The following is a 22,878-nucleotide window of genomic DNA, read 5'->3' on the forward strand; positions in this document are numbered from 1 at the left end:
GAAGAAGGCAGGGGCGGAGGCAGGGGCAGCGGCGGGCGCCGGGCGGAATCGCCCACGCCACCGCGGTTCCGGACCACGCCTGGAGCCGTCGCCCGTACGGCAGGCCGCACGGCCGGCTCGTCAGTGACGTATCAGGATCGACGGCGCGTCGGCGCGGCCGATCCGCGTGCGGCGGGGCGTGAGGTGCCCACGCTGATCACGGTGTGCCGCGCCGCCCGGGTCGGCTCTTCCGGATCTTCGTGGGGCCGCGAAGGCCGGGGGGAGAGAGACAAGACCCGATCCACGAAGATCCAAAAAATCAGATGACCTGGCCGCGCGCAGCCCTCGGCCCCTGCTCCGTGCGGCCCGGCCATCGCCGGCCGCTGATCTGGCCCGGCTCACTGCCGATGTGGTACCGCACCCGCCGCCCCAGGATCCGCCGCGCCGGCGCGCGGCAGCCGCGCGGGGCGGCGCCCCGCACCAGCCGGGGGAAGTCCTTCGCGGCGGCGGCGTGCATCGTGGTCAGCGCCCGTGCCGCAGCGCCGGGTGCTCCCCCGCCGCCACCAGGTCGGCCACCGCCGTACGCGGGTCGCGGCCGGTCACCAGCGACTCGCCGACCAGTACGGCGTCGGCTCCTTCGTTCGCGTACGCGATCAGGTCGTGCGGACCGCGCACCCCCGACTCGGCGACCTTGATCAGATGATCGGGGATTTCCGGGGCGACCCGGGCGAAGGTGCCCCGGTCGACCTCCAGCGTCTTCAGGTTGCGCGCGTTCACCCCGACGATCTTCGCGCCGGCGGCCACCGCCCGCTCCGCCTCTTCCTCGTCGTGGGCCTCCACCAGCGGCGTCAGACCGATCGACTCGGCCCGCTCCACCAGCGACACCAGAGCGTCCTGCTCCAGCGCGGCCACGATCAGCAGCACCAGGTCCGCACCGTACGCCCGCGCCTCCCACAGCTGGTAGGAGGTGACAACGAAGTCCTTGCGCAGCACCGGGATGTCGACCTTGGCGCGGACCGCCTCCAGGTCGGCCAGCGAGCCGCCGAACCGCCGCTCCTCCGTCAGGACGGAGATCACGGCCGCGCCGCCCGCCTCGTAGTCGGCGGCGAGCCCGGCCGGGTCGGCGATCGCGGCCAGCGCGCCCTTGGACGGGCTGGAGCGCTTGACCTCGCAGATCACCCGCACCCCGTCGCCGCGCAGGGCGGCGACGCCGTCCCTGGCCTGCGGCGCCTTCGCCGCGCGCTGCTTGAGCTCGTCGAGGCTGACCCGGGCCTGCCGTTCGGCGAGGTCGGCGCGCACTCCGTCGATGATCTCATCGAGCACACTCACGCGGCGGCCTCCTGTCGTAAGGGATCGAGGATCGAAAACCGATCGCATCGGATACCACCGATGGTATCGGGCCTGGGGCAGAGGTTACGCCCCAGGCAGGGGCAGCGGCAGATTGCGCAGCACAGTGAACGCCGCGACCACGCCCAGCAGGGCCCAGCGGTACGGCGCGCCCAGCGCCGGCGGTTCGGCCGGCCTGCCGCGCAGTTCCCGTACCAGCCACCACAGCATCGCCGCGCCGAGGACGAGCGCGGCCACCACCACGAGGAGGTTCGCGCCCAGTGCCTCGGCCGGCCGCCCGTGGGCCAGGGCGTGGGCGGCGCGCAGGCCGCCGCAGCCGGGGCAGTCCCAGCCGGTGAGGGCGGGCAGCGGGCAGGCGGGGTACGGGTTGCCGGGCGCGCCGGGGTCCACCGCCGCGACCACCGCCCAGGCGGCCCCGGCCGTACCCAGCGCGGCGAGCGGGGCGGCGGCCCGCCGCAGTCTCGTACGGGCGCTTCGGGCGGTACGCGCGGTACGCGCGGTACGCGCGGTAGGTGCTGATGCCGGCACTCGCTCAGCTTCCGGGCGGCACCGCGCACGCGCAACGGCGCGGCGCCGATCGGGGGATCGGTGCCGCGCCGTGCACGGGTATCGGTGCGGTCAGCTGCCGGAGGCGACCGGCTCCGGGGCCGGCTCGTCGGTGCGCTCGGCCGCCGGGGCGGTGCGCTGCGCCGGCAGCTTCTGGGGCTGCTTGCCCAGGCCCATCGCCCGCAGGATCAGCCCGGCGACGACGCCGACGGCGGACAGGGCGACCCACGCCCCGAGGCCCACGAAGGGCTGACCCGTGACCATGAAGTAACTGCCCACGATCGAGGCGGCGATCATGATGATGACACCGGTCCAGGCGGCCGGGGTGTTTCCGTGGTCGTCGTGGCCCGCCATGCGCATGCTCCTTGTGATTCTCAGGTGTGGGGTATGCCCACCCGTCATTGTGTCAGGCCCTCCCCCGCGACCGGATGAGGCCCTTGGTCCCGGGGGGACCTGTCCTAGGTCGTCGGATCCTCGCCCCGGTCCAGGGCCTTCCAGATGTCCTCGGGCCGGTCCGGGTCGGTGGTGGTACGCCGCCCGCGCCGATCGCCGCGTTCGGCGCCGCGCTCCGCCCGCTCGTACCGCCCGGACATCGCCGGCCACTGCCGCCCGTAACTGAGCGCCAGCAGCCCCGCGATCAGCAGCAGCAGCCCGCCCAGCGCCGACAGCCACGGCCAGCCGCTGTGGCTCACGCCGGTCACCGCCGCCTCGGTCAGCCCCAGCGTGTCGGCCGCCGCCCGCTCCAATGCCTTGGTGTCGGACGCGCCGACCAGCGCCGCGCCGATCGCGCCCGCCCCGCTGAGCGCCAGCACCGTGGCCACGATCACCCGCCCCGTACGGCGTACCGCGAACACCGCGACCAGCGACGCGAGGCCGACCAGCGCCAACGCGCTCGGCAGCCCGGAGACGGCGCTGCCGCTCGCCGCGACGGGCAGTTCGCCGGCACCGAACCCGGACTGGCTCGCCACGGCCTCGCCCCAGGTCTGCCCCGCGGCGATCAGAACGATGGCGGCCCCGGCGGCGCCGCTGAGCAGCGCCGCGCCGAGCGCGCGGCGCGGGGCACGGGTGGGGCTGCTGCTGGCCGGCTCACGAGTCACCGCTCCACGCTACCGCGCAGCTTCGCGGCGGTGCCGACCGCCCTGAGAACCGCCGCCGCCTTGTTACGGCACTCGGTGTCCTCGGCGGCCGGGTCGGAGTCGGCCACCACACCGGCGCCGGCCTGGACGTACGCCGTGCCGTCGCGCAGCAGGGCGGTGCGGATGGCGATGGCGGTGTCGGCGTCGCCGGCGAAGTCGAGATAGCCGACGCAGCCGCCGTACAGGCCGCGCCGTACCGGCTCCAGTTCCTCGATGATCTGGAGCGCGCGCGGCTTCGGGGCCCCGGACAGGGTGCCCGCCGGGAAGCAGGCGGTGAGCGCGTCGAAGGCGGTACGGCCGGTGGCGAGCGTGCCGGTGACGGTGGAGACGATGTGCATGACGTGGCTGTAGCGCTCCACCGTCATGAAGTCGATCACCTCGACACTGCCGGGGGCGCAGACCCGGCCCAGGTCGTTGCGGCCGAGGTCGACGAGCATCAGGTGCTCGGCGCGCTCCTTGGGGTCGGCGAGCAGTTCCGTACCGAGGTCGGCGTCCTGCTGCGGGGTGGCGCCGCGCGGCCGGGTGCCGGCGATGGGGTGCACCATGGCGCGGCCGTCCTCGACCTTGACCAGGGCCTCGGGGCTGGAGCCGACGATGTCGAAGCCGTCGAGGCGGAAGAGGTACATGTACGGGCTGGGGTTGGTGGCGCGCAGCACCCGGTAGACGTCGAGGGCGCTCGCCTCGCACGGGGTCTCGAAGCGCTGCGAGGGCACCACCTGGAAGGCGTCGCCGGCCCGGATGTGCTCCTTGACGTCCTCGACGGCGGCGCGGTAGTCGGCGCCGCCCCAGTGCGCGGTGTACGGGGGGAGCTCGGAGGGCGGCAGCGGCACGGCCTGCGCGGGGACGGGGCGGGCGAGGTCGGCGGTCATCGCGTCGAGGCGGGCCACGGCGTCCGTGTACGCCTCGTCGACGCCGCTGGCGCGGTCGTTGTGGTTGATGGCGTTGGCGATGAGGAGGACCGTGCCGTCGCGGTGGTCCAGGACGGCGAGGTCGGAGGCGAGCAGCATGGTCAGCTCGGGCAGGCCCAGCTCGTCGCGGGTGTGCTCGCCGATCCGCTCCAGGCGGCGGACCACGTCGTACCCGAGGTAGCCGACCATGCCGCCGGTGAAGGGCGGCAGCCCCGGCTCGCGCGGGGTGTGCAGCGCGGCGAGGGTGGCGCGCAGGGCGTCCAGCGGGTCGCCGCCGGTGGGGACGCCGACGGGTGGGGTGCCCAGCCAGTGGGCCGCACCGTCCCGGACGGTCAGGGTGGCGGCGCTGCGGACCCCGATGAAGGAGTAGCGGGACCAGGTGCGGCCGTTCTCGGCCGATTCGAGGAGGAAGGTGCCGGTGCGTTCGGCGGCGAGCTTGCGATAGAGGGCGATCGGGGTGTCGCCGTCCGCGAGCAGCCGGCGGGTGACCGGGATGACTCTGCGGTCCTTGGCCAGGATCCGGAAGCGGTCGAGGTCCGGCGTTGCCCGGTGCACCTGCTGCTGCGGCTGCTGCGTCATGGCTGGTGAGCCTAGCCCGTGACGCTACTGCCCACCGCTGACGGGCAGCGGGCCCGCGTCGAAGCAGGTGCGGTCGCCGGTGTGGCAGGCGGCGCCGACCTGGTCGACCTTCACCAGCAGGGTGTCGCCGTCGCAGTCGAGGGCGACGGACTTGACGTGCTGGTGGTGTCCCGAGGTGTCGCCCTTGACCCAGTAGGCGCGGCGGCTGCGGGACCAGTACGTGCAGCGGCCGGTGGTGAGCGTACGGTGCAGGGCCTCGTCGTCCATCCAGCCGAGCATGAGCACCTCGCCGGTGTCGTACTGCTGGGCGATGGCGGGGACCAGGCCGTCGGCGGTGCGCTTGAGGCGGGCGGCGACGGCGGGATCGAGGGCGGATGCGGTGCGGGCCATACTCCCATTGTGCCGGGCGCGGCGCGGTGGCTGGGCGGCTTGCGCGGGGGCCGCCTACTCTGGAGGGCATGTCTACCCATGCCAAACGTGAACGACTGGTGCTCGCGGACCTGTTGGAAGAGGCCGGGCCCGATGCCCCGACGCTGTGCGACGGCTGGAACACGCGTGATCTGGCGGCGCACGTGGTGGTGCGGGAGCGCCGCCCGGACGCGGCGGCGGGCATGGTGATCAAGCCGCTGGCGGCGCGCGGGGAGAACATCCGCACGGAGTTCGCCGCGAAGCCGTACGCCGAGCTGCTGGAACTGATCCGGTCGGGCCCGGGGCGTACCTCGCCGTTCTCGCTGAAGCCGATCGACGAGGCGGCGAACACGGTGGAGTTCTTCATCCACGCCGAGGACGTCCGCCGGGCGGGGGCGGGGGCGGGCGCGGAGTGGGAGCCGCGCGAGCTGGACCCGGTGTTCGCCGACGCGCTGTGGAAGCGGCTGGAGTCGACGGCGCGGCTGATGGGCCGCAAGAGCCCGGTGGGCCTGGTGCTGCGCCGGCCGAACGGCCAGACGGTGGTGGCGCACAAGGGCACCCCGGTGGTGACGGTGACCGGCGACCCCGGCGAGCTGCTGCTGTTCGCGTCGGGCCGTCAGCGCGCGGCGAAGGTGACCCTGGACGGCGACGAGGCGGCGGTGAAGGCGGCCGGCGGCGCGAAGCTGGGCCTGGGCGGCTAGGCGGTTTCGTTTGGATCATCGGGCGGACCAGAGGAAGATGCCTGCGATGTGGAGTCCGGCCAGGTAGATGGTGGCGGTCTTCTCGTAGCGGGTGGCGATGCCTCGTCACTGCTTCAGGCGGTTGATGCAGCGTTCGATGGTGTTGCGCTGTTTGTAGGTCTCGCGGTCGGATGCCGGTGGCCTGCCGCCTCGGCTGCCTCGACGGAGCCGGTGGCTGCGCTGGTCTGCGGGGACGGGGATTACGGCTTGGATGCCGCGTTTGCGCAGGTGCGCGCAGGTGCGCGCGGGAGGAGTACGCCTTGTCGGCCAGGACCACGTCCGGCCTGGTGCGGGGCCGGCCGCGCGGACGGGGAACGCGCAGGCGGGCCATGACCTCGGTGAAGGCGGGTGCATCACCGGCCCGGCCCGCGGTGAGGACGAACGCGAGGGGCCGGCAGCGGGCATCGGCGGCAAGGTGGATCTTTGTGGTCAGTCCACCGCGGGAGCGGCCGATGACACGGTCGGGCGGCTCGCCTGCCGGAGCCCCTTCTTACGGGCTCCGGCCGCGTGCTGGTCGGCCCGCACGATCGTGGAATCGACCGGGACGGCCCAGTTGAGGTCCTCGTCCGCGTCGGCCTGCGCCACCAAAGCGGTGAACACCCGCTCCCACGTGCCGTCGACGGCCCACATCCGCAGCCGGTTGCAGACCCCTCGCCAGTTACCGTACTTCTCCGGCAGGTGGACCCACTGCGTGCCGGTCCGGAACTTGAAGGCGATCGCATCGATCACCTCACGACGGTCACGCCAGCGGCCACCCCGCTTCGGCGTCCGGCCCGGGAGCAACGGCTCGATCCGCGCCCACTGCGCATCAGTCAACGGCACACCCGGACCAACGACCAACTGATCCAAACGAAACTGCCTAGCCCGGGCACTCCCTCCGTTCCCAAACCGGATGTCTCCGGCCCGACGCCTGGAAGGGGCAGTCCTGGGAGCGGAGGGAGCCCTCAGCCTCGTCGTGGCCCCGACGGCGCCACTTCCTGGGACGTCACTGACATCGACCCGAGCGGCGGCACCGGCAGCGCGGACGGTCCGGTACGGCCACGCGACCAGGACGGTGTCGAAGCCGAACTCCGCAACGCCCTGGGCTCTCTGGCCAACCGGGTCGACGTCACGATCGACCCGGAACTGCCCGGCCGCACCGTACGCGTCCACTACGACCAGGACGCCGACGGCCTCGTCACCAATGTCCGCTTGGCCGCTGGCCCCTCCGCCACCCCTACCGACATTCGCCTGTACGCCCCCACCGCCCGGACCATGCTGCGCTACGGCGGCCTCTCGGGTCGTCTGCGCCAACTGCTTGGCCAGGCAGGCGAATGGGTCGGTATCCACGGCGCACCCCCGGTCGGCTCCCGCGCCTGGGAAGCCGAGCTTGAACTGCGCAAACTCCCCGACATCATTGCCGACCGCGCCCGCGCCTATGCCGATGCCGATCCCGTCTCCCGCGCTGAACTCGAAGCCGAGCTCAACTCCCTCATCTCCCAGGTCGAAACCCACGCCAACACCCTCAGGGAGATGGACCTCGACCCCGGTGTCGGCTACGTCGCCGCTGGGTCCACGAGCGCAGGCCAACAAGAAGCCGGAAGGCTTGGCTTGGGAGATCCGCCACCAGGCCACCATTGGAGAATGAGCCCTGGCAAGCCGCTGGAACTTGTCTATACCGATTCAAGCTCTCCGAGGCGTTGGTACGTTCCTGCCGCCGACCCGAACGTAAAGGGTGTCATTGTTGATGCGCAGCCCCAGAGTGCCAGGAAGCCTGAGTCGAGATTCGGTCCCAACACTTCAAAGGAAGATGCATTTGATCAGCTGGGAGGAAGCGATCCGACCAAGCCGTTCGGAAAGTTTATCGAGGCCCTGAAGCGGCATGGACTATTTACCACTGTGGATAAGTTCGTCAATGGGTGCCCTGGATTCAGGGCGATGCACGACAAGCCGGGGAACCTGACTCACAGGACCGTAAGAAGCAGAGTGAAGGAGGACTATGTCAAGGCATTGGCCGAGAAGCTGAGTCATGCGGAGATGCTGGAGGCAATGCCGGAATCTGGACAGTGGGGACACGGGAAGTTTGGGTGAGGCATGGTATGCGCATCGGTACGCACAGGGCGCAACGCCTCAGGTTTCCGTAACTCCCCAGCAGGCTGAGCAGCTTGGCTTCAGCCTGAGCACGGAGCGTCGGATCGACTTGGTGGACGGGAACACCATCAGGGAAATCAAGAACATCACGGATGTGGACAAGGGAAAGCTTGAGGGGCAACTCGAAGACCTCGTAAACATGATTAACCACAGGATCCCTCTAAGTGATGAGGCAACTCGTCGTATAAACCGAGCAATTTACTCGCTTCTTAATCCTGCGGGATTTCGTGCGAATTCTGAATGGCTGCTCAATTTTCTCGGGGCGCGTGAGGGGCTCAATCTTGAGCTCGAAATATTCAACGCAAGTGGGGAGCCTGTGACAATCGGTGCAAATTCCGGGCTTGATTTCTCGCAAGATATAGGATCGTTGCGTCCCCCGGGCTGCGGTGGTGCGACACTGAGTGAGTAGCTTGGTGACCAACCCGCGACACGGGGTACGCCAACTGGCGGAGGTTGAGGATGACGGTGGGGCGCATTGGAATGGCACTTTCCGGTCCCGACATTACTGACATAGCGCATGGCCTGCGGATGCGATGGTTCCCGGATGAGCTCCCGCGGAGAGTCACGGTCGACTCGCGCACGGTCGTACCTTCGATGGACTGGATCGACCGGCATGCTGGTGCCACCGACACCATTGCGGCCTTCTTCGGGGAGGGCTCCGACCGTTACCTCACCATTGTCGCGAACAAGCTGGTCAAGGTGGCATTCGACTTCGACGACAGTCCAGACCAACTCGTCGACGTGCTGAGCGAGTATCCGTTTGAGATCGCTTCGTTCCGAAGCCAGTACAGGGAATGGCAGACCAGGGAGAGCTATTGGGCTCCGGGGTTTGGAGGCGAACACTATCCCCACGGCTGGGCCTGCGCATTCCGTGGACAGGGTCATCGCTCCTTGGTCTCCCGTCGCTGGCTGGACACCGGGCCGTGGACCCTTCGGCGGGGGCCGAACGATACGACGCTGGTGCAGTTCCACGATCTAGATCTGGACGCTGCGGCGGCTCTTGCCCAGGCGCGGCCGGCACATCACAGAATGGGTTACTCGGATGAGGGCGGATTCCTGCCGAGACCACACTTCTACGAGAACGAACTTAAAGGCTTCTACGACGAAACCCGTCGTGTGCTGAAGATCGTGGTGCTGGGACGGACAGTTCAGCCAATGGAGATGCTCGACGCTTGCGCCGCACGCCGGGACAACGTACTCGGTCCAGAACAGCCGATCGACAGCGTCGCGTTTATCTTCCTAGACCCGGCCGAAGCCCGTGCCCACCTAACCAAGCTCTGGCCATACGGGTTGGAATGCTGGACCATCATCAATGACGTGGAAACCCGCCTGGACACTGAAGGGCCACTTGAGGGAATGGGCGATCCGGCGTGACCGGCGACGGCATGGACGCGGCGACTAGGTTCGTCAGGTCGTTGCAGGTGCTCGCGGTAGCGTCCTCGGCGCAAGGAAGTGACGCCCAGCGCATACAGGACGAGGCTTTCGCGGCCATTGACAACTGGCCAGAGAGCCGATTGGCCAGGCCTGGTGCGCCGGATCAAGCCGTCGACAAGAAAGACATCCACTCCTGGATCGCCGCATGGAACACCAACCCGAAGCCCTACATCTGGACCAAAACCGCGGACGACATCCTCGAACGCCTCGCCTCATATCTGAACAGAATTCCTGACTCAGAAGACTAGGTCCTGTCTCCGGGAAACCCACGCTCGAACCCGGCGCGTTGCTCCGGTGCGCGCACGGTGCCGTCGGTGAACCGACGCTTGAGCCGTTCCCCTCGCCACCTTGGTGGCCAGGGGGTCGTGTGCCGGCCGGCGGAGGGGGACGCGTCGCTCGGCGGCCTCGGCGGGCAGCGCGGCGATGTCGTCCTCGCTGAGGTCAATGGTGATGCGTGGCAAGGCGCATACTCTGCGTCGTCCGGCGCGACCGTGTGCCGTACGTTCCAGGGTGGTGGAATGACTGATGGCACCGCTTCCGTACGGATCGATGCGGGCGTTGGGTTCCCCGAGCCCGGGGTGGGTGAGCTGTGGGTCGTCGGGGCGGTGGTGCTCAATGCGCGGGGGGAGGTCTTCGCCCAGCGCCGGTCCGTTCACCGGCGGTTGTTCCCGGACACCTGGGATCTGATCGGCGGCCATGTCGAGCCCGGCGAGACCCTGCTGGCGGCCCTCGTCCGCGAGGTGGCCGAGGAGACCGGCTGGCGGGTGCGCCGGGTGCGCCGGTATCTCGGGGTGCTGACCTGGGAGGGCGACGACGGTCTGGGGCCGCGGCACGAGGCGGATTACGTGGTCGAGGTGGACGGTGATCTGTCCGCGCCGCGTCTTGAGTGGTCCAAGCATCCGCGGTACGGCTGGTTCGGCCCGGAGACGCTGGATGAGTTGAAGGAGAACCGGGCTCCCGAGGACCGGTTGGTGTACGAGGTGGCCGCCAGGGCGCTGGGGATCGTCCCGTCCTGACGGCGCCACCTGCGCGGTCATGTTGGCTCGCGTGTGAATCCGTGCAGACGTCTTGACAGCCCGGTTACCGGTTGGCAACACTCCCCGCGAATCAGCAAGTGCTTGCATCGTGTCGTGCGCATGTCTAATGAATCGATTCAGATTCGTTCGCGTGCCACCACGCCCCCGCACGTGTCCCGTACCACCCACCACATAGGAGTGATGATGGGCGGAAGTGCTGCTACACCCACCCCAAGGCGCCCACGCGGCCGAGGCCGTCCCCGAGGCAGGGGCCGCGCCCTGCTGCGCACCGTGGTCACGGCGGTCGCCGCCACCGCGACCGCCGTGGTGGGTCTCGCCCTCCCGGCCCAGGCCCAACAGGCCCGGGCCGCCGAGCCGATCACCGTCTACCTCGCCAGCGACTCCACCGTCCAGACCTACGACCCGTACTGGGTCCCCCAGGCGGGCTGGGGCCAGGTCTTCGACCGGTTCTTCACCAGCGATGTCACCATCGCCAACCACGCCATCGGCGGGCGCAGTTCCCGCAGCTTCATCGAGGAGGGGCGGCTCGCCACCATCCTCAACCAGATCAAGCCGGGCGACTATCTCTTCGTGCAGTTCGGCCACAACGACGCCACCGTCGACCGGCCCGAGCGCTACACCCCGCCGGACGACTACAAGGAGTTCCTGCGCAACGACTACATCCGGGGCGCCAAGGCACGCGGCGCCATCCCGGTGATCGTCACCCCCGTCTCGCGCCGCTCCTTCAACGCGGACACCGGCAAGTTCAATGTCTCCTTCCCCCAGTACGTGGACCGCGCCATCGCGGTCGCCCGGGAGGAGAACGTCCCGCTGATCGACCTGTCCGCGACCTCCCGCGCCTATCTGGACAGCATCGGCCCGGAGGAGGCCAAGTCGGTCTTCCTGCACGTGCCGGCCGGAGTCTATCCCAACCGGCCCACCGGCACCGTGGATGACACCCACTTCCAGGAGTACGGCGCCATCCAGATGGCCCGCCTCGTCGCCCAGGACGTGGCCCGCCTCAACACCCCGCTGGCCGGCCGGGTCACCGGCGCCGGCACCCCGGGGACGGTGCCGGCCAAGCCGGCCGGTCTGGCCGCGCAGAACGTCTCCAACCAGGGCGCCCGGCTCACCTGGAACGCGGTATCCGGCGCCGACATCTACCGGATCCAGCGCAAGCCGCAGGGCGCGGCCGACAGCCAGTACACCCTGGCCACCACCTCCACCATCCCGCTGGCCGACATCAGCGGGCTGGCCGAGGGCAGCGCCTATCAGCTGCGGGTGATCGCGGTCAACGCCCGGGGCGAATCCGCCCCTTCCGATCCGCTCACCCTCACCACCCGCTCCGCCGACTACCGTTACGACTTCGGTCCGGTGGGCCAGGTGGTGGCGCCCGGCTACACCGAGGTCAACACCCAGACGCTGTACACCGCGCAGCGCGGCTACGGCTTCACGAACACCACCAATGTGATCGATCGCGACCGGGGCGGTTCCCTGGACGCCGTGCAGCGGGACTTCGTCGCGTACTTCGGCGGTGTCTACGAGTTCAAGGTGGACGTCCCCAACGGCACCTATTCGGCCACCGTGCACGTCGGCGATCTGCTCGGCTCGGCCCGTACCGTCTTCGCCTTCGAAGGCGTGGACTACGGCCAGGTCTCGGCCGGCACCGGCGGCGTCACCAAGGCGACGTTCAACGGGATCACCGTCCGCGACGGGCAGTTGAACGTCTCCATCTCCGGACAGACCGCACATCTCAACGGCCTTGAGCTGACCAGGGTCGGCTGACCCGCCGGCCCCACCACGCCCCACCCGCCAGTCGTGGGCCCCGGCACACCCCTTCCCGCCGGGGCCCACCGCGCCAACCCCGCACTAAGGAGCACGGATGGCTTCCCGAGCCGCAACCGTCCGAAGATCCACCCGCACTCGTACCCGTACCCGTACCCGTATGCTCGCCGTGGCCGGCCTCGCCGCGCTGGCCACCGCCGCCGCCCTGCTGACCGCCCCGGCCGGGGCCGCCGCCCCCACCGGACGGCCCTCGCCCGCGCCGGTCCGGGGCATGGAGCAGCTGGACCGCTCACCGGTCGCCGTGCTCACCGAGGACGGTGTGTACGTGGGCTGGCGGATGCTGGGCCTGGATCCGGACCACATCTCCTTCCATGTGTACCGGGACGGCAAGCGCATCACCCGGCAGCCGCTGCGCGGCGCCACCAACTACACCGACCCGGGCGGCACCGTCGACTCCCGCTACCGGGTGGCGGTCGTCCAGGGCGGCAACGGTCCGCGCGGGGAGACCACCGAGGAGTTCGGGGTCTGGTCGCAGCAGTACCGCGACATCCCGGTCAACCGCCCGGCGGGCGGGACGACTCCCGACGGGGTGACGTACACGTACCACCTGGGCGACGCGAGCATCGGCGATCTGGACGGCGACGGCCGCTACGAGATCATTCAGCTGTGGTCGCCGAGCAATGCCAAGGACAACTCGCACTCGGGGCACACCGGCAATGTCCTCATCGACGCCTACACCCTGGACGGGGAGCAGCTGTGGCGGATCGATCTGGGGCGCAACATCCGGGCCGGGGCGCACTACACGCAGCTGATGGTCTATGACCTGGACGGCGACGGCAAGGCGGAGGTGGTGGTCAAGACGGCGGACGGTACGACGGACGGCACGGGTGTCGTGCTCGGCGATCCGGCGGCCGACTACCGCAACTCCGCCGGTTATGTGCTGGCCGGGCCGGAGTTCCTGACCGTCTTCGACGGCGAGAGCGGAGCCGCCGTGGAGACGGTCGACTATCTGCCGCCGCGCGGCACGGTCGCGGACTGGGGGGATGGTTACGGCAACCGGGTGGACCGCTTCCTGGCCGGGGTGGCGTATCTCGACGGCAAGAACCCCAGCGTGATCTTCGCGCGCGGCTACTACACCCGTACGGTGCTGGTGGCGTACGACTACCGGGACGGTGCGCTCACCCGGCGCTGGACGTTCGACTCAAGGGACTGGGGCCGGGCGTACGAGGGGCAGGGCAACCACAGTCTGTCGGTGGCCGATGTGGACGGCGACGGCCTGGACGAGATCATCTACGGCCAGCTCACCATCGACGACGACGGCAGCCCGCTGTACAACACGACGCTGGGGCACGGCGACGCGCTGCATGTCGGGGACTTCGACCCGTCGCGGCCGGGGCTTGAGGTGTTCGGCGCGCACGAGAGCATGTCGCAGTCAGGCAACCGGGGCGCGACGTTCCGGGACGCGGCGACCGGCGAGATCCTGTACGACATGCCGGCCACCCGGGACACCGGGCGGGCGGCGATCGGTGACATCGACCCGACCCATCCGGGCGCGGAGGGCTGGGCGGTGACGGCCACCGGGGCGTGGAACTCGCGTGAGGGTGAACTGCGGGCGGCGGACGGCACGTTGCTCAGCAGGACCATCCCGTCGGCGAACTTCATGATCTGGTGGGACGCTGATCCGCTGCGGGAGATCCTGGACCACACCTTCAACGAGGCGACCGATCCGGCCGGGGTGCCGTTCATCGCCAAGTGGGACTGGGTGAACAAGGAGCAGGTGGAGATCTTCCATCCGGAGGGCGTCTACTCCAACAACTGGACCAAGGGCACGCCGGTGATCCAGGCGGATCTGTACGGGGACTGGCGTGAGGAGGTCGTCTACCGCACCCAGGACGACTCGGCGCTGCGGGTGTTCACCACGGTGGACGAGACGGATGTGCGGCTGCGCACGCTGATGCACGATCCGCAGTACCGGCTGGCGATCGCGTGGCAGAACGTGGCGTACAACCAGCCGCCGCATCCGTCCTTCTTCATCGGGGACGGGATGAGCGAGCCGGCCAAGCCGCGGATCCGGTACGTGCCGGCGCCGAACGCCCGCTGACGACTCCCCCTCACACTCCCCACAACAGCGCAGGTCAGCGCAGGAATCACCAGGACCGCACAGAGTCCAAACAGGCTCCGCGCTGCGCCGGGCGGCCCGATCAGCGGGCCGCCCGGCCGCGTTCGGGCCCCGCCGACATGACGTCGGCGTTTCCGAAAAGTTATCCACCGCCCGGTTGCCGGAGCAGGCCCCGGCGGTATTGTAACGATTCACTTCGGGTGTCACCGGGGGCCGGTAAGGCGTGGGAAAGCCATTGACACCTCCCGTGGAGTGCCGTTGTGCATAACGGAGCAAGGAGGCTCTACATGTCATTCAAGAAGACCGCGCTGCGGGGTCTGGCGATCGCCGTAGCGGGATCTCTGGCCCTTACCGCGTGCGGCTCCGACGGCGGCAGCGGTGACGGAGGGAATGTCACCCTCAAGTTCACCTGGTGGGGCGGCGACGAGCGGGCGGACCGTTATCAGCAGGCCATCAAACTGTTCGAGGACGAGAACCCCGGCATCAAGGTCCAGACGTCTTTCGCCGCGTTCCCCGACTACTGGACGCAGCGCTCCACGGACGCCACCTCCGGCCAGCTCCCCGATGTCTTCCAGATGGACGCCTCCCGGCTGCTGGAGTACGCGGGAGCCGGCCTGCTGCTCGGCATGGACGACTACGCCGGCGACCAGCTGGATGTCTCGCAGATCGATGCCGAGCTGCTCTCCTCCGGTGAGGCCAACGGCGAACTGGTGGCCATCCCCACCGGCACCAATACGCTCACCCTGATGTACAACCCGGATCTGATCGAGGAACTCGGCCTGGAAATCCCGGATTGGGACTACACCTGGGACGAGTACTATTCCTTCCTCGCCGAGGTGAGCGCGGCCGGCGCCGACCACAGCCCGCGCGTCTACGGCGCCAACGACCCCACCATGGTGTGGTGGCTGTTCATGCAGAGCCTCGTCCAGAAGGGCATAGAACCGTTCGCGGAGAACGGCGACATGAACTTCACCGAGGACGACATGCGGGAATTCATCGACAGCGCCGCAGACCTGCGCAGCCCCGATGACCAGATCTTCCCGGCCGAGCGCGTCGAACAGCTTGACCCGCTGGGCGGGTTCACCAACGGCGAGGCCGTGATGGAGTTCCACTGGGACAACTTCATCCACAACTACTCGCACGACCTGGGCAGCGACAACGTCCAGCTGATGCCGGTGCCCAGCGGCCCGGACGGGCAGAAGCAGATGTTCTTCAAGCCCACCATGCAGCTGAGCATGGGTGCCAACACCAAGCACCCCGAGGAAGCCGCCAAGCTGATCGACTTCCTGATCAACTCACCCGAGGCCGGCGCCATCATCGGCACCGACCTGGGCGTCCCGGCCTCCGCCGAACGGCTCAACGCCCTGGACATCGAGCCGGGCAGCCTGAACGCGCGGGTCATCGAGTACCAGCAGCGCGCCCGCGACGAGGGCTACATGACCGCCACCGTGCCGTTCCAGCCCGAGGGCTTCGGCGGCGTGGAGAACGAGTATGTCGAGGTGCTGGCCCAGGAGTTCGGCTTCCGCCAGATCGACACCGACACCTTCGTACAGCGCTGGTTCTCCGAGGCGGGCAACCACCTCGTCCGCTGACCCGCCGATCCCCCGCACTGACACACCGAACGGATGAATCCCCGTGTCACTCACGCCTGAGGCGTCCCGGGGTTCGGCGACCAGCACCCCCGCCCAGCGGCCGCGCCCGAAGCGGCCGCCGCGGCGGGGGGCTGAGACCCGGGCCGGCTACGTCTTCCTCGCCCCCTGGCTGCTGGGTTTCATCACCCTGACGGCCGGCCCCATGATCGCCTCGCTCTATCTCTCCTTCACCAACTACCACCCCATCCGGGACTGGGGCTGGGTCGGTTTCGACAACTTCACCCGGCTCGTCGATGACCCCCGCTTCCTCGACTCGGTCCAGGTCACCGGGCTCTACGCGGTCATCGGCACCCCCATCAAGCTGGCCGCCGCGCTCGCCGTGGCGATGCTGCTGAACAACCGGCGGCGCGGCCAGGGCACGTACCGCTCGCTCTTCTACGCGCCGTCACTCATCGGGGCCAGCGTCTCCATCGCCATCATCTGGAAGGCGATGTTCAACGACCAGGGCATCGTGGACGAGGTCGGCCAGTTCTTCGGCATGAAGCCGGGCGGCTGGGTCGGCAACCCCGACATGACGCTGCCGATGATGATCCTGCTGGCGGTGTGGCAGTTCGGCGCGCCGATGGTGATCTTCCTGGCGGGTCTGAAGCAGATCCCCACCGAGTTGTACGAGGCGGCCGACGTCGACGGCGCGGGTCCGCTGCGCAAATTCTGGCGGATCACCCTACCGATGCTCTCCCCGGTGCTGTTCTTCAATCTGGTGCTGGAGACCATCAACTCCTTCCAGGTCTTTGCCTCCGCGTTCATCATCTCCGGTGGCAAGGGCGGCCCGGCGAACTCCACGCTCTTCTACACGCTCTATCTCTACCAGCGCGGTTTCGGCCAGGGGCAGCTCGGTTATGCCGCCGCGATGGCGTGGCTGCTGGTGATCGTCGTCGGCATCATCACGCTGGTCTTCTTCAAAACCTCGAAATACTGGGTGCACTACGGCGGGGAGACACGATGAGCGCCACCACCCCCACTCCCACCCCGACTCCCACCCGAATCGAGGAAACCCGGTCCGCCCAGGCACAGGTCGCCCGGCGGAAGGCGAAAGTGCGCGGCGGCGCCAAATCCGTTGTCTTTCACGCCGTCACCTGGGCGCTGGGCATCGTGATGCTCTATCCCGGGGTGTGGATGATCCTGTCCTCGTTCCGGCCGACGAACCAGATCATCGGCGAGGTCGGGCTGATCCCCAAGAACACCACCCTGGACAACTTCACCCGGGCGTTCGAGGGAATCGGCGGAGTGTCCTTCTGGACCTTCTTCAGCAACTCCATGATTCTCGGCATCGGTTCGGTCATCGGCGTCTGCCTGTCCTGCTCGGTGGCGGCGTACGCCTTCGCCCGGATCGAATTCCCGGGGCGGAAGCTCTATTTCGGCCTGATGATCGGCACGCTGCTGCTGCCGTTCCATGTGGTGATCATTCCGCAGTTCATCATGTTCAACGAGCTGGGCTGGACCGACTCCTACATTCCGCTGCTGATCGGGAAGTTCCTCGCTTCGGAGGCGTTCTTCGTCTTCCTCATGGTGCAGTTCATGCGCGGGGTGCCGCGCGAACTGGATGAGTCGGCGCGGATCGACGGCGCGGGCCACGGCCGCATCTACTGGTCGATCATGCTGCCGCTGATGCGCCCGGTGCTGGCCACCGCGTCGATCTTCGCCTTCATCTGGAGCTGGAACGACTTCCTGGCGCCGCTGATCTATCTGCGCAGCCCGGACAAGTACCCACTACCGCTGATGCTGCGTCAGTTCTCCGACCAGACCTCGGTCTCCGACTACGGCGCCCAGATGGCCGCAGCCGTCCTCGCGCTGGCACCGGTCATCATCTTCTTCGTACTCTTCCAGCGCTACATCGTCGACGGTGTGGCAACCTCGGGTCTGAAGGGCTGAGCCGGGATGACGGCGAACCGGGCCCCGGGCGGCAGTGGCTTCCGGGCGGGACTGACGCTCTTCGGTGAGGTGGTCATCACCGGCGTGCTGGTGGCCGTCCTGGCCGCGCCGCTGATCACCGCGCTGCCCGCGCTGGCGGCCGGCACCGCGCATCTGCGGCGCCAGCTGACCGGCGAGAGCGTCCGGATGGCGGACGTGTGGGCGGACTTCACCGCCGCCTGCCGCACGCTGTGGCCGCTGGCGCTCGCCTTCCCGGCCGCCGCCCTGCTGCTGCTGTGGAACCTGTCGCTGGCCCAGACCGGACTGCTGCCGGGCGGCGCCGCCGTACGGCTGCTGTCACTGGCCGCCCTGGCGGGGTGGGCGGTGCTGCTGCTGCGCACGGCGGCCGGCTGGCACCCGGCCGCCACACCGGCCGGCACCCTGCGCGATGCGGCCACCGCCACCCGGGAGGACCTGACCGGCTCCCTGCTGCTGGCCCTGGCAGCGGTGATGTGCGCGGTTTTCGTCTGGATGCTGCTGCCCATGATCCTGCTGGCCGGCGGCCTGCTGGCGTTGGCAACCCTGGCCGTGCAGTACCGCTGGGCGGCCAGGGCCACGGCCGAGGCCGAAGACCCCGGGAACCGCCCCGCCACGTCCTGAAGACGGCCCGCCGCCGCGCTCCGACCGGCTGCGCTACAGCCCGCCCCGGTGGGTCATCAGGATGCGTTGCAGTTCCCGGGCCGCCCGGGGCGGTGACACATCGCTTCGGTGCGCCACCGACACCGTGCGGTGCAGGCCGGGGGGTACGAAGGGGGTGGTCGGGAGGCCGGAGCGGGCGGCGACCATGCTGGGGACGACCGCCACTCCGAGCCCTGCCCGGACGAACCCCAGCACCGCGTCCATCTCGCCGCCCTCCACGCTGAACACCGGCTCGAACCCGGCCTGCTGGCACGCGGCCACCGTCAGCTCCCGCAGGTCGTACCCGCGCCGGAACATCACCAGCGGCACATCGCGCAGCTCCGCCACCCGCACGCCCCCACGCCCGTGGCCCGGCCCGGCCGGTCCCGCCGGTGAGGAGATCAGCACCAGTTCCTCCCGCAGCAGCTCACTGGTCACCAGCGCCGGCGCGTCGGCGTGCAGCGGCGTGATCACCAGCGCCAGGTCCAGCTCGCCGGCCGCCAGCTGCCGTACCAGATCCCGCGAACCGCCCTCGTGCACCAGCAGATCGACCCCCGGGTAGCGGTCCTTGAAGGTGCGCAGCACGTCCGGCACCAGCGACGCGCACAGGCTCGGGGTGGCGCCCAGCCGGACCCGCCCGCGCCGCAGCTGCGCCACCTCCTGCACCTCGCGCCGCGCGGTCTCCGCGTCCGCGAGAATCCGCCGCGCCAGCGGCAGCAGCGCCCAGCCGGCATCCGTCAGGCCGATGTTCCCGCGCGCCCGGTGGAACAGTTCGGCACCCAGCTCCCGCTCCAGCGCCCGGATCTGCTGGGACAGCGACGGCTGGGCGACATGCTCGCGCTCGGCGGCCCGGGTGAAGTGCCGGGTGTCGGCCACGGCGGCGAAGTAGCGGAGCTGCTGGAGCTGCATGACCGGCACCCTACCCCGCTCGATAGGCATCAGCTATCGAGATGACCCGTTCTATGTCTTGGACGGATCACCACCCGGCTCCCTACCGTCAGGTGTCATGGCTCTGGCGACGACGCGGACGAGCAGCCGCAGCATCCCCGCCCTCATCTGGCGGTCCACCATCGGCAAGAAAACCGTGATGGCCGTCTCCGGGCTGATCATGCTCCTCTACCTGATCACCCACATGCTCGGCAATCTGAAGGTCTTCTTCGGCCCCGACGACATGAACGGCTACGCGCACTGGCTGCGCACCATCGGCGAGCCGTTCCTGCGGTACGAGTGGTTCATCTGGATCGCCCGGTTCGCCCTGCTCGCCGCCGTCGTCGCGCACGGCGTGGCCGCGTACCAGCTCAGCCGCCTGGACCGGGCCGCCCGCCCCGTCCGGTACGCGCACACCCGGCGCCGCACCAGCTACGCCACCCGCACCATGCGCTGGGGCGGGGTGATCCTGGCGCTGTTCATCGTGTGGCACATCCTGGACCTCACCACCGGCACGGTGAACCCGCACGGGGTGCACGGCGAGGCGTACGAGAACGTCGTCGCCACCTTCAGCACCTGGTACGGCAATGTCATCTACCTCCTCGCGCTGCTCGCCCTCGGCCCGCACATCCGGCACGGCCTGTGGAGCGCGGTGGCGACCCTGGGGCTGAACAGCCGCGGCCGGGACCGCGCGCTGCGGGCCACCGCCACCACCGTGGCGCTCGTACTGACCGCCGGCTTCGTATCCGTACCCGTCGCCGTCATGACCGGAATCGTGAGCTGAACAGACATGACTGACCTGACCGGCCCCACCCAACCCCTTCCGCCCTACGCCGGCTTCGCCACCGCCGACCGCCCGCTGCGCGACACCGCCGCGCCCACCGGCCCGATCGCCGAGCGCTGGGACCGCCGCCGCTTCGAGGCGAAGCTCGTCAACCCGGCCAACCGCCGCAAGCACACGGTCATCGTGGTCGGTACGGGCCTGGCGGGCGGTGCGGCCGGCGCCACCCTCGCCGAAGCCGGGTACCACGTGGAGCAGTTCTGCTACCAGGACTCCCCGCGCCGCGCGCACTCCATCGCCGCGCAGGGCGGCATCAACGCCGCCAAGAACTACCGCAACGACGGCGACTCCATCCACCGGCTCTTCTACGACACCGTCAAGGGCGGCGACTTCCGGGCCCGCGAGTCCAATGTGCACCGGCTCGCCCAGGTCTCGGTGGAGATCATCGACCAATGCGTGGCGCAGGGCGTGCCGTTCGCCCGCGAGTACGGCGGGCTGCTGGACACCCGCTCGTTCGGCGGGGTACAGGTCTCCCGTACGTTCTACGCGCGCGGCCAGACCGGGCAGCAGCTGCTGCTCGGCGCCTACCAGGCGCTGTCCCGGCAGATCGACGCGGGCAGCGTCACGATGCACGCGCGTACCGAGATGCTGGACCTGATCGTGGTCGACGGCCGGGCCCGGGGCATCGTGGCCCGCGATCTGCTCACCGGCCGGATCGACACCTACCTGGCGGACGCCGTGGTGCTGGCCTCCGGCGGCTACGGCAATGTCTTCTATCTCTCCACCAACGCCAAGAACTCCAACGCCACCGCGATCTGGCGCGCCCACCGGCGCGGCGCGTACTTCGCCAACCCCTGCTTCACCCAGATCCACCCCACCTGCATTCCGCGCTCGGGCGACCACCAGTCGAAGCTGACGCTGATGAGCGAGTCGCTGCGCAACGACGGCCGGATCTGGGTGCCGGCCCGGGCGGGTGACTCCCGGCCGCCGGCCGAGATCCCGGAGCAGGAGCGGGACTACTACCTGGAGCGCCAGTACCCGTCGTTCGGCAATCTGGTGCCGCGCGACATCGCCTCGCGGGCCGCGAAGAACGTGTGTGACGAGGGGCGCGGGGTGGGCCCGGGCGGGCAGGGCGTGTATCTGGACTTCGCGGACGCCATCGCCCGGCTGGGCCGGGCGGCCGTCGAGGCGCGCTACGGCAATCTCTTCGAGATGTACGAGCGGATCACGGCCGAGAATCCGTACAAGGTGCCGATGCGGATCTATCCGGCGATCCACTACACCATGGGCGGACTGTGGGTGGACTACGACCTCCAGACCACGATCCCGGGGCTGTTCGCGATCGGTGAGGCCAACTTCTCCGACCACGGCGCCAATCGGCTCGGTGCCTCCGCGCTGATGCAGGGCCTGGCGGACGGCTACTTCATCCTTCCCGCCACCCTCGCCGACTATCTGGCCCGCAACCCGGGCCTCGATGAGGTGCCGCGCGACCACCGGGCCGTCACGGACGCGGTCTTCGAGGTCAGCGACCGGCTCTACCGGCTGCTGTCCAACAACGGCGACCGTACGCCCGACTCCTTCCACCGCGAGCTGGGCGAGCTGCTGTGGGACCGCTGCGGGATGTCGCGGACGGCGGATGGCCTGCGCGAGGCGCTGGCCCGTATCCCGGCCCTGCGTGCGGAGTTCTGGCAGCGGATCAAGGTCACCGGCTCCGGCCAGGACCTCAATCAGGCGCTGGAGAAGGCCCATCGGATCGCCGACTATCTGGAGCTGGCCGAGCTGATGTGCCTGGACGCCCTGCACCGCGCCGAGTCCTGCGGCGGCCACTTCCGCGAGGAGAGCCGCACCCCGGACGGGGAAGCGGCGCGCCGGGACGCGGAGTTCTCCTACGCGGCGGCCTGGGAGTACCGGGGTACGGGCAGCCCGCCGGTGCTGCACCGCGAGGAGCTGACCTTCGAGTACGTCCACCCCACCCAGCGGAGCTACGCATGAGCGGCACCAGGACCAGTAGCGAAACCAGCACCGGCACCGGCACCGGCACCGGCACCGGCACCGGCACCGGCACGATGAGCCTGACCCTGCGTATCTGGCGTCAGCCGGGCCCGGAGGACCCCGGAAAGCTGACGACCTATCAGGTCTCGGGGATCTCCCCCGACATGTCCTTCCTGGAGATGCTGGACACCCTCAACGAGGAACTCATCCTGGCCGACGAGGAGCCGGTGGCCTTCGACCACGACTGCCGCGAAGGCATCTGCGGCGCCTGCGGGATGGTCATCAACGGCCAGGCGCACGGCCCGGAACGTACCACCACCTGCCAGCTCCACATGCGGAACTTCGCGGACGGCGACACCATCGACATCGAGCCGTGGCGGGCGGCGGCCTTCCCGGTGGTGAAGGATCTGGTGGTGGACCGGTCCGCCTTCGACCGGATCATCGGCTCCGGCGGCTACGTCTCCACCCCGGCCGGCAGCGCCCCGGAGGCACACGCCACCCCGGTGCCCAAACCGGTCGCGGACACCGCCTTCGAACACGCCGAGTGCATCGGCTGCGGCGCGTGCGTGGCGGCCTGCCCGAACGGCTCGGCGATGCTGTTCACCTCGGCGAAGGTGGTCCATCTCAATGTGCTGCCGCAGGGCGCCCCGGAGCGGGAGACCCGGGTCCTGGACATGGTCGGCACCATGGACGCGGAGGGCTTCGGCGGCTGCACCAACACCGGGGAATGCGCGACCGCCTGTCCCAAGGGCATCCCGCTGACCGCCATCACCACCATGAACCGGGAGTATCTGCGGGCGCTGCGCAAGCGCTGACCCACCCCCACCCCGGCCCCCGTCTCCCGGGTGCCGCCGAGCCGCACGGCGCCAC

General features: G+C 69.6%; 22 protein-coding genes and 2 pseudogenes. 15 read left to right on the forward strand and 9 right to left on the reverse strand.

From position 1 onward, the window contains the following. Nucleotides 1–298 precede the first annotated feature (298 nt). The 7 genes from trpM to hisI all read right to left on the reverse strand — a co-directional run bounded on the left by trpM (nt 299) and on the right by hisI (nt 4,885). Nucleotides 299–496 (reverse strand): tryptophan biosynthesis modulator TrpM, encoded by a 198-nt coding sequence (trpM, locus tag AC5WRL_RS04625; RefSeq protein WP_496086981.1) that lies wholly within the window; start codon nt 494–496, stop codon nt 299–301. A gap of 5 nt (nt 497–501) precedes the next feature. Next, the gene (gene trpC / locus AC5WRL_RS04630) at nt 502–1,308 is read right to left on the reverse strand and encodes an indole-3-glycerol phosphate synthase TrpC (RefSeq protein ID WP_496086982.1); all 807 of its coding nucleotides are present in this window, start codon (nt 1,306–1,308) and stop codon (nt 502–504) included. Between the two features lie 84 nt (nt 1,309–1,392). Then, nucleotides 1,393–1,854 carry a DUF2752 domain-containing protein gene (locus tag AC5WRL_RS04635; protein WP_496086983.1) on the reverse strand — a complete coding sequence of 154 codons (462 nt, stop codon included), beginning with the start codon at nt 1,852–1,854 and terminating at the stop codon, nt 1,393–1,395. A 90-nt stretch (nt 1,855–1,944) separates the two neighbouring features. Then, the gene (locus AC5WRL_RS04640) at nt 1,945–2,226 is read right to left on the reverse strand and encodes an HGxxPAAW family protein (protein ID WP_496086984.1); all 282 of its coding nucleotides are present in this window, start codon (nt 2,224–2,226) and stop codon (nt 1,945–1,947) included. 104 nt (nt 2,227–2,330) lie between these two features. Beyond that, entirely contained in the window at nt 2,331–2,969 is a 639-nt protein-coding gene (locus tag AC5WRL_RS04645) for a TIGR02234 family membrane protein (RefSeq protein ID WP_496086985.1), read from the reverse strand. Next, on the reverse strand, nt 2,966–4,495 hold the full coding sequence (locus AC5WRL_RS04650) for an anthranilate synthase component I (protein WP_496086986.1): 1,530 nt from the start codon (nt 4,493–4,495) through the stop codon (nt 2,966–2,968). Before AC5WRL_RS04650 ends, AC5WRL_RS04645 begins: the two co-directional genes overlap by 4 nt. 24 nt (nt 4,496–4,519) lie before the next feature. Then, the gene (gene hisI, locus AC5WRL_RS04655) at nt 4,520–4,885 is read right to left on the reverse strand and encodes a phosphoribosyl-AMP cyclohydrolase (RefSeq protein ID WP_496086987.1); all 366 of its coding nucleotides are present in this window, start codon (nt 4,883–4,885) and stop codon (nt 4,520–4,522) included. 68 nt (nt 4,886–4,953) lie between these two features. Here hisI and AC5WRL_RS04660 point away from each other — a divergent pair, with 68 nt between their 5' ends. Then, entirely contained in the window at nt 4,954–5,604 is a 651-nt protein-coding gene (locus AC5WRL_RS04660; protein WP_496086988.1) for a TIGR03085 family metal-binding protein, read from the forward strand. Between the two features lie 15 nt (nt 5,605–5,619). Here the strand turns inward: AC5WRL_RS04660 and AC5WRL_RS04665 are convergent. Continuing rightward, nucleotides 5,620–6,483, reverse strand: a pseudogene (locus AC5WRL_RS04665) (IS5 family transposase). Nucleotides 6,484–6,897: 414 nt separating this feature from the next. On the opposite strand from AC5WRL_RS04665, the gene AC5WRL_RS04670 reads away from it, so the two are divergent. From AC5WRL_RS04670 to AC5WRL_RS04720, 11 genes and pseudogenes are all read left to right on the forward strand, one after another. Further along, on the forward strand, nt 6,898–7,713 hold the full coding sequence (locus tag AC5WRL_RS04670; protein WP_496086989.1) for a hypothetical protein: 816 nt from the start codon (nt 6,898–6,900) through the stop codon (nt 7,711–7,713). A gap of 112 nt (nt 7,714–7,825) precedes the next feature. Next, nucleotides 7,826–8,182: a hypothetical protein gene (locus AC5WRL_RS04675; protein ID WP_496086990.1), complete on the forward strand. Its 357-nt coding sequence runs from the start codon at nt 7,826–7,828 to the stop codon at nt 8,180–8,182. A 185-nt stretch (nt 8,183–8,367) separates the two neighbouring features. Continuing rightward, nucleotides 8,368–9,147, forward strand: a complete 780-nt coding sequence (locus AC5WRL_RS04680) for a hypothetical protein (RefSeq protein ID WP_496086991.1) — start codon at nt 8,368–8,370, stop codon at nt 9,145–9,147. A gap of 182 nt (nt 9,148–9,329) precedes the next feature. After that, nucleotides 9,330–9,455: pseudogene (locus tag AC5WRL_RS04685) on the forward strand (IS630 family transposase); the annotation flags it as partial. 270 nt (nt 9,456–9,725) lie between these two features. Further along, the gene (locus tag AC5WRL_RS04690) at nt 9,726–10,223 is read left to right on the forward strand and encodes an NUDIX hydrolase (protein ID WP_496086992.1); all 498 of its coding nucleotides are present in this window, start codon (nt 9,726–9,728) and stop codon (nt 10,221–10,223) included. A gap of 291 nt (nt 10,224–10,514) precedes the next feature. Beyond that, nucleotides 10,515–12,008: an SGNH/GDSL hydrolase family protein gene (locus AC5WRL_RS04695; RefSeq protein ID WP_496086993.1), complete on the forward strand. Its 1,494-nt coding sequence runs from the start codon at nt 10,515–10,517 to the stop codon at nt 12,006–12,008. A 97-nt stretch (nt 12,009–12,105) separates the two neighbouring features. Then, a complete protein-coding gene (locus tag AC5WRL_RS04700; RefSeq protein WP_496086994.1) occupies nt 12,106–14,109 on the forward strand; it encodes a rhamnogalacturonan lyase in 2,004 nt (667 codons plus the stop codon). Between the two features lie 305 nt (nt 14,110–14,414). Beyond that, nucleotides 14,415–15,719, forward strand: coding sequence for an ABC transporter substrate-binding protein (locus AC5WRL_RS04705; RefSeq protein WP_496086995.1), 1,305 nt, complete (start codon nt 14,415–14,417; stop codon nt 15,717–15,719). Between the two features lie 43 nt (nt 15,720–15,762). Further along, the gene (locus AC5WRL_RS04710; protein ID WP_496086996.1) at nt 15,763–16,725 is read left to right on the forward strand and encodes a carbohydrate ABC transporter permease; all 963 of its coding nucleotides are present in this window, start codon (nt 15,763–15,765) and stop codon (nt 16,723–16,725) included. Then, entirely contained in the window at nt 16,722–17,651 is a 930-nt protein-coding gene (locus tag AC5WRL_RS04715) for a carbohydrate ABC transporter permease (protein WP_496086997.1), read from the forward strand. The genes AC5WRL_RS04710 and AC5WRL_RS04715 overlap by 4 nt, the downstream gene beginning before the upstream one ends. A gap of 6 nt (nt 17,652–17,657) precedes the next feature. Then, nucleotides 17,658–18,290, forward strand: coding sequence for a DUF624 domain-containing protein (locus AC5WRL_RS04720; protein WP_496086998.1), 633 nt, complete (start codon nt 17,658–17,660; stop codon nt 18,288–18,290). A gap of 33 nt (nt 18,291–18,323) precedes the next feature. Here AC5WRL_RS04720 and AC5WRL_RS04725 read toward each other — a convergent pair whose 3' ends face one another. Continuing rightward, nucleotides 18,324–19,217: a LysR family transcriptional regulator gene (locus AC5WRL_RS04725; protein WP_496086999.1), complete on the reverse strand. Its 894-nt coding sequence runs from the start codon at nt 19,215–19,217 to the stop codon at nt 18,324–18,326. 97 nt (nt 19,218–19,314) lie between these two features. Between AC5WRL_RS04725 and AC5WRL_RS04730 the strand changes: the two genes are divergently transcribed. The 3 genes from AC5WRL_RS04730 to AC5WRL_RS04740 all read left to right on the forward strand — a co-directional run bounded on the left by AC5WRL_RS04730 (nt 19,315) and on the right by AC5WRL_RS04740 (nt 22,823). Then, a complete protein-coding gene (locus AC5WRL_RS04730) occupies nt 19,315–20,019 on the forward strand; it encodes a succinate dehydrogenase cytochrome b subunit (RefSeq protein ID WP_496087000.1) in 705 nt (234 codons plus the stop codon). Nucleotides 20,020–20,025: 6 nt separating this feature from the next. Continuing rightward, on the forward strand, nt 20,026–22,008 hold the full coding sequence (locus tag AC5WRL_RS04735) for a fumarate reductase/succinate dehydrogenase flavoprotein subunit (protein ID WP_496087001.1): 1,983 nt from the start codon (nt 20,026–20,028) through the stop codon (nt 22,006–22,008). A gap of 74 nt (nt 22,009–22,082) precedes the next feature. After that, nucleotides 22,083–22,823 carry a succinate dehydrogenase/fumarate reductase iron-sulfur subunit gene (locus tag AC5WRL_RS04740; protein WP_496087517.1) on the forward strand — a complete coding sequence of 247 codons (741 nt, stop codon included), beginning with the start codon at nt 22,083–22,085 and terminating at the stop codon, nt 22,821–22,823. The last annotated feature ends 55 nt before the right edge of the window (nt 22,824–22,878 follow it).

The sequence above is a fragment of the Streptomyces sp. NTD107 genome (assembly GCF_059510435.1).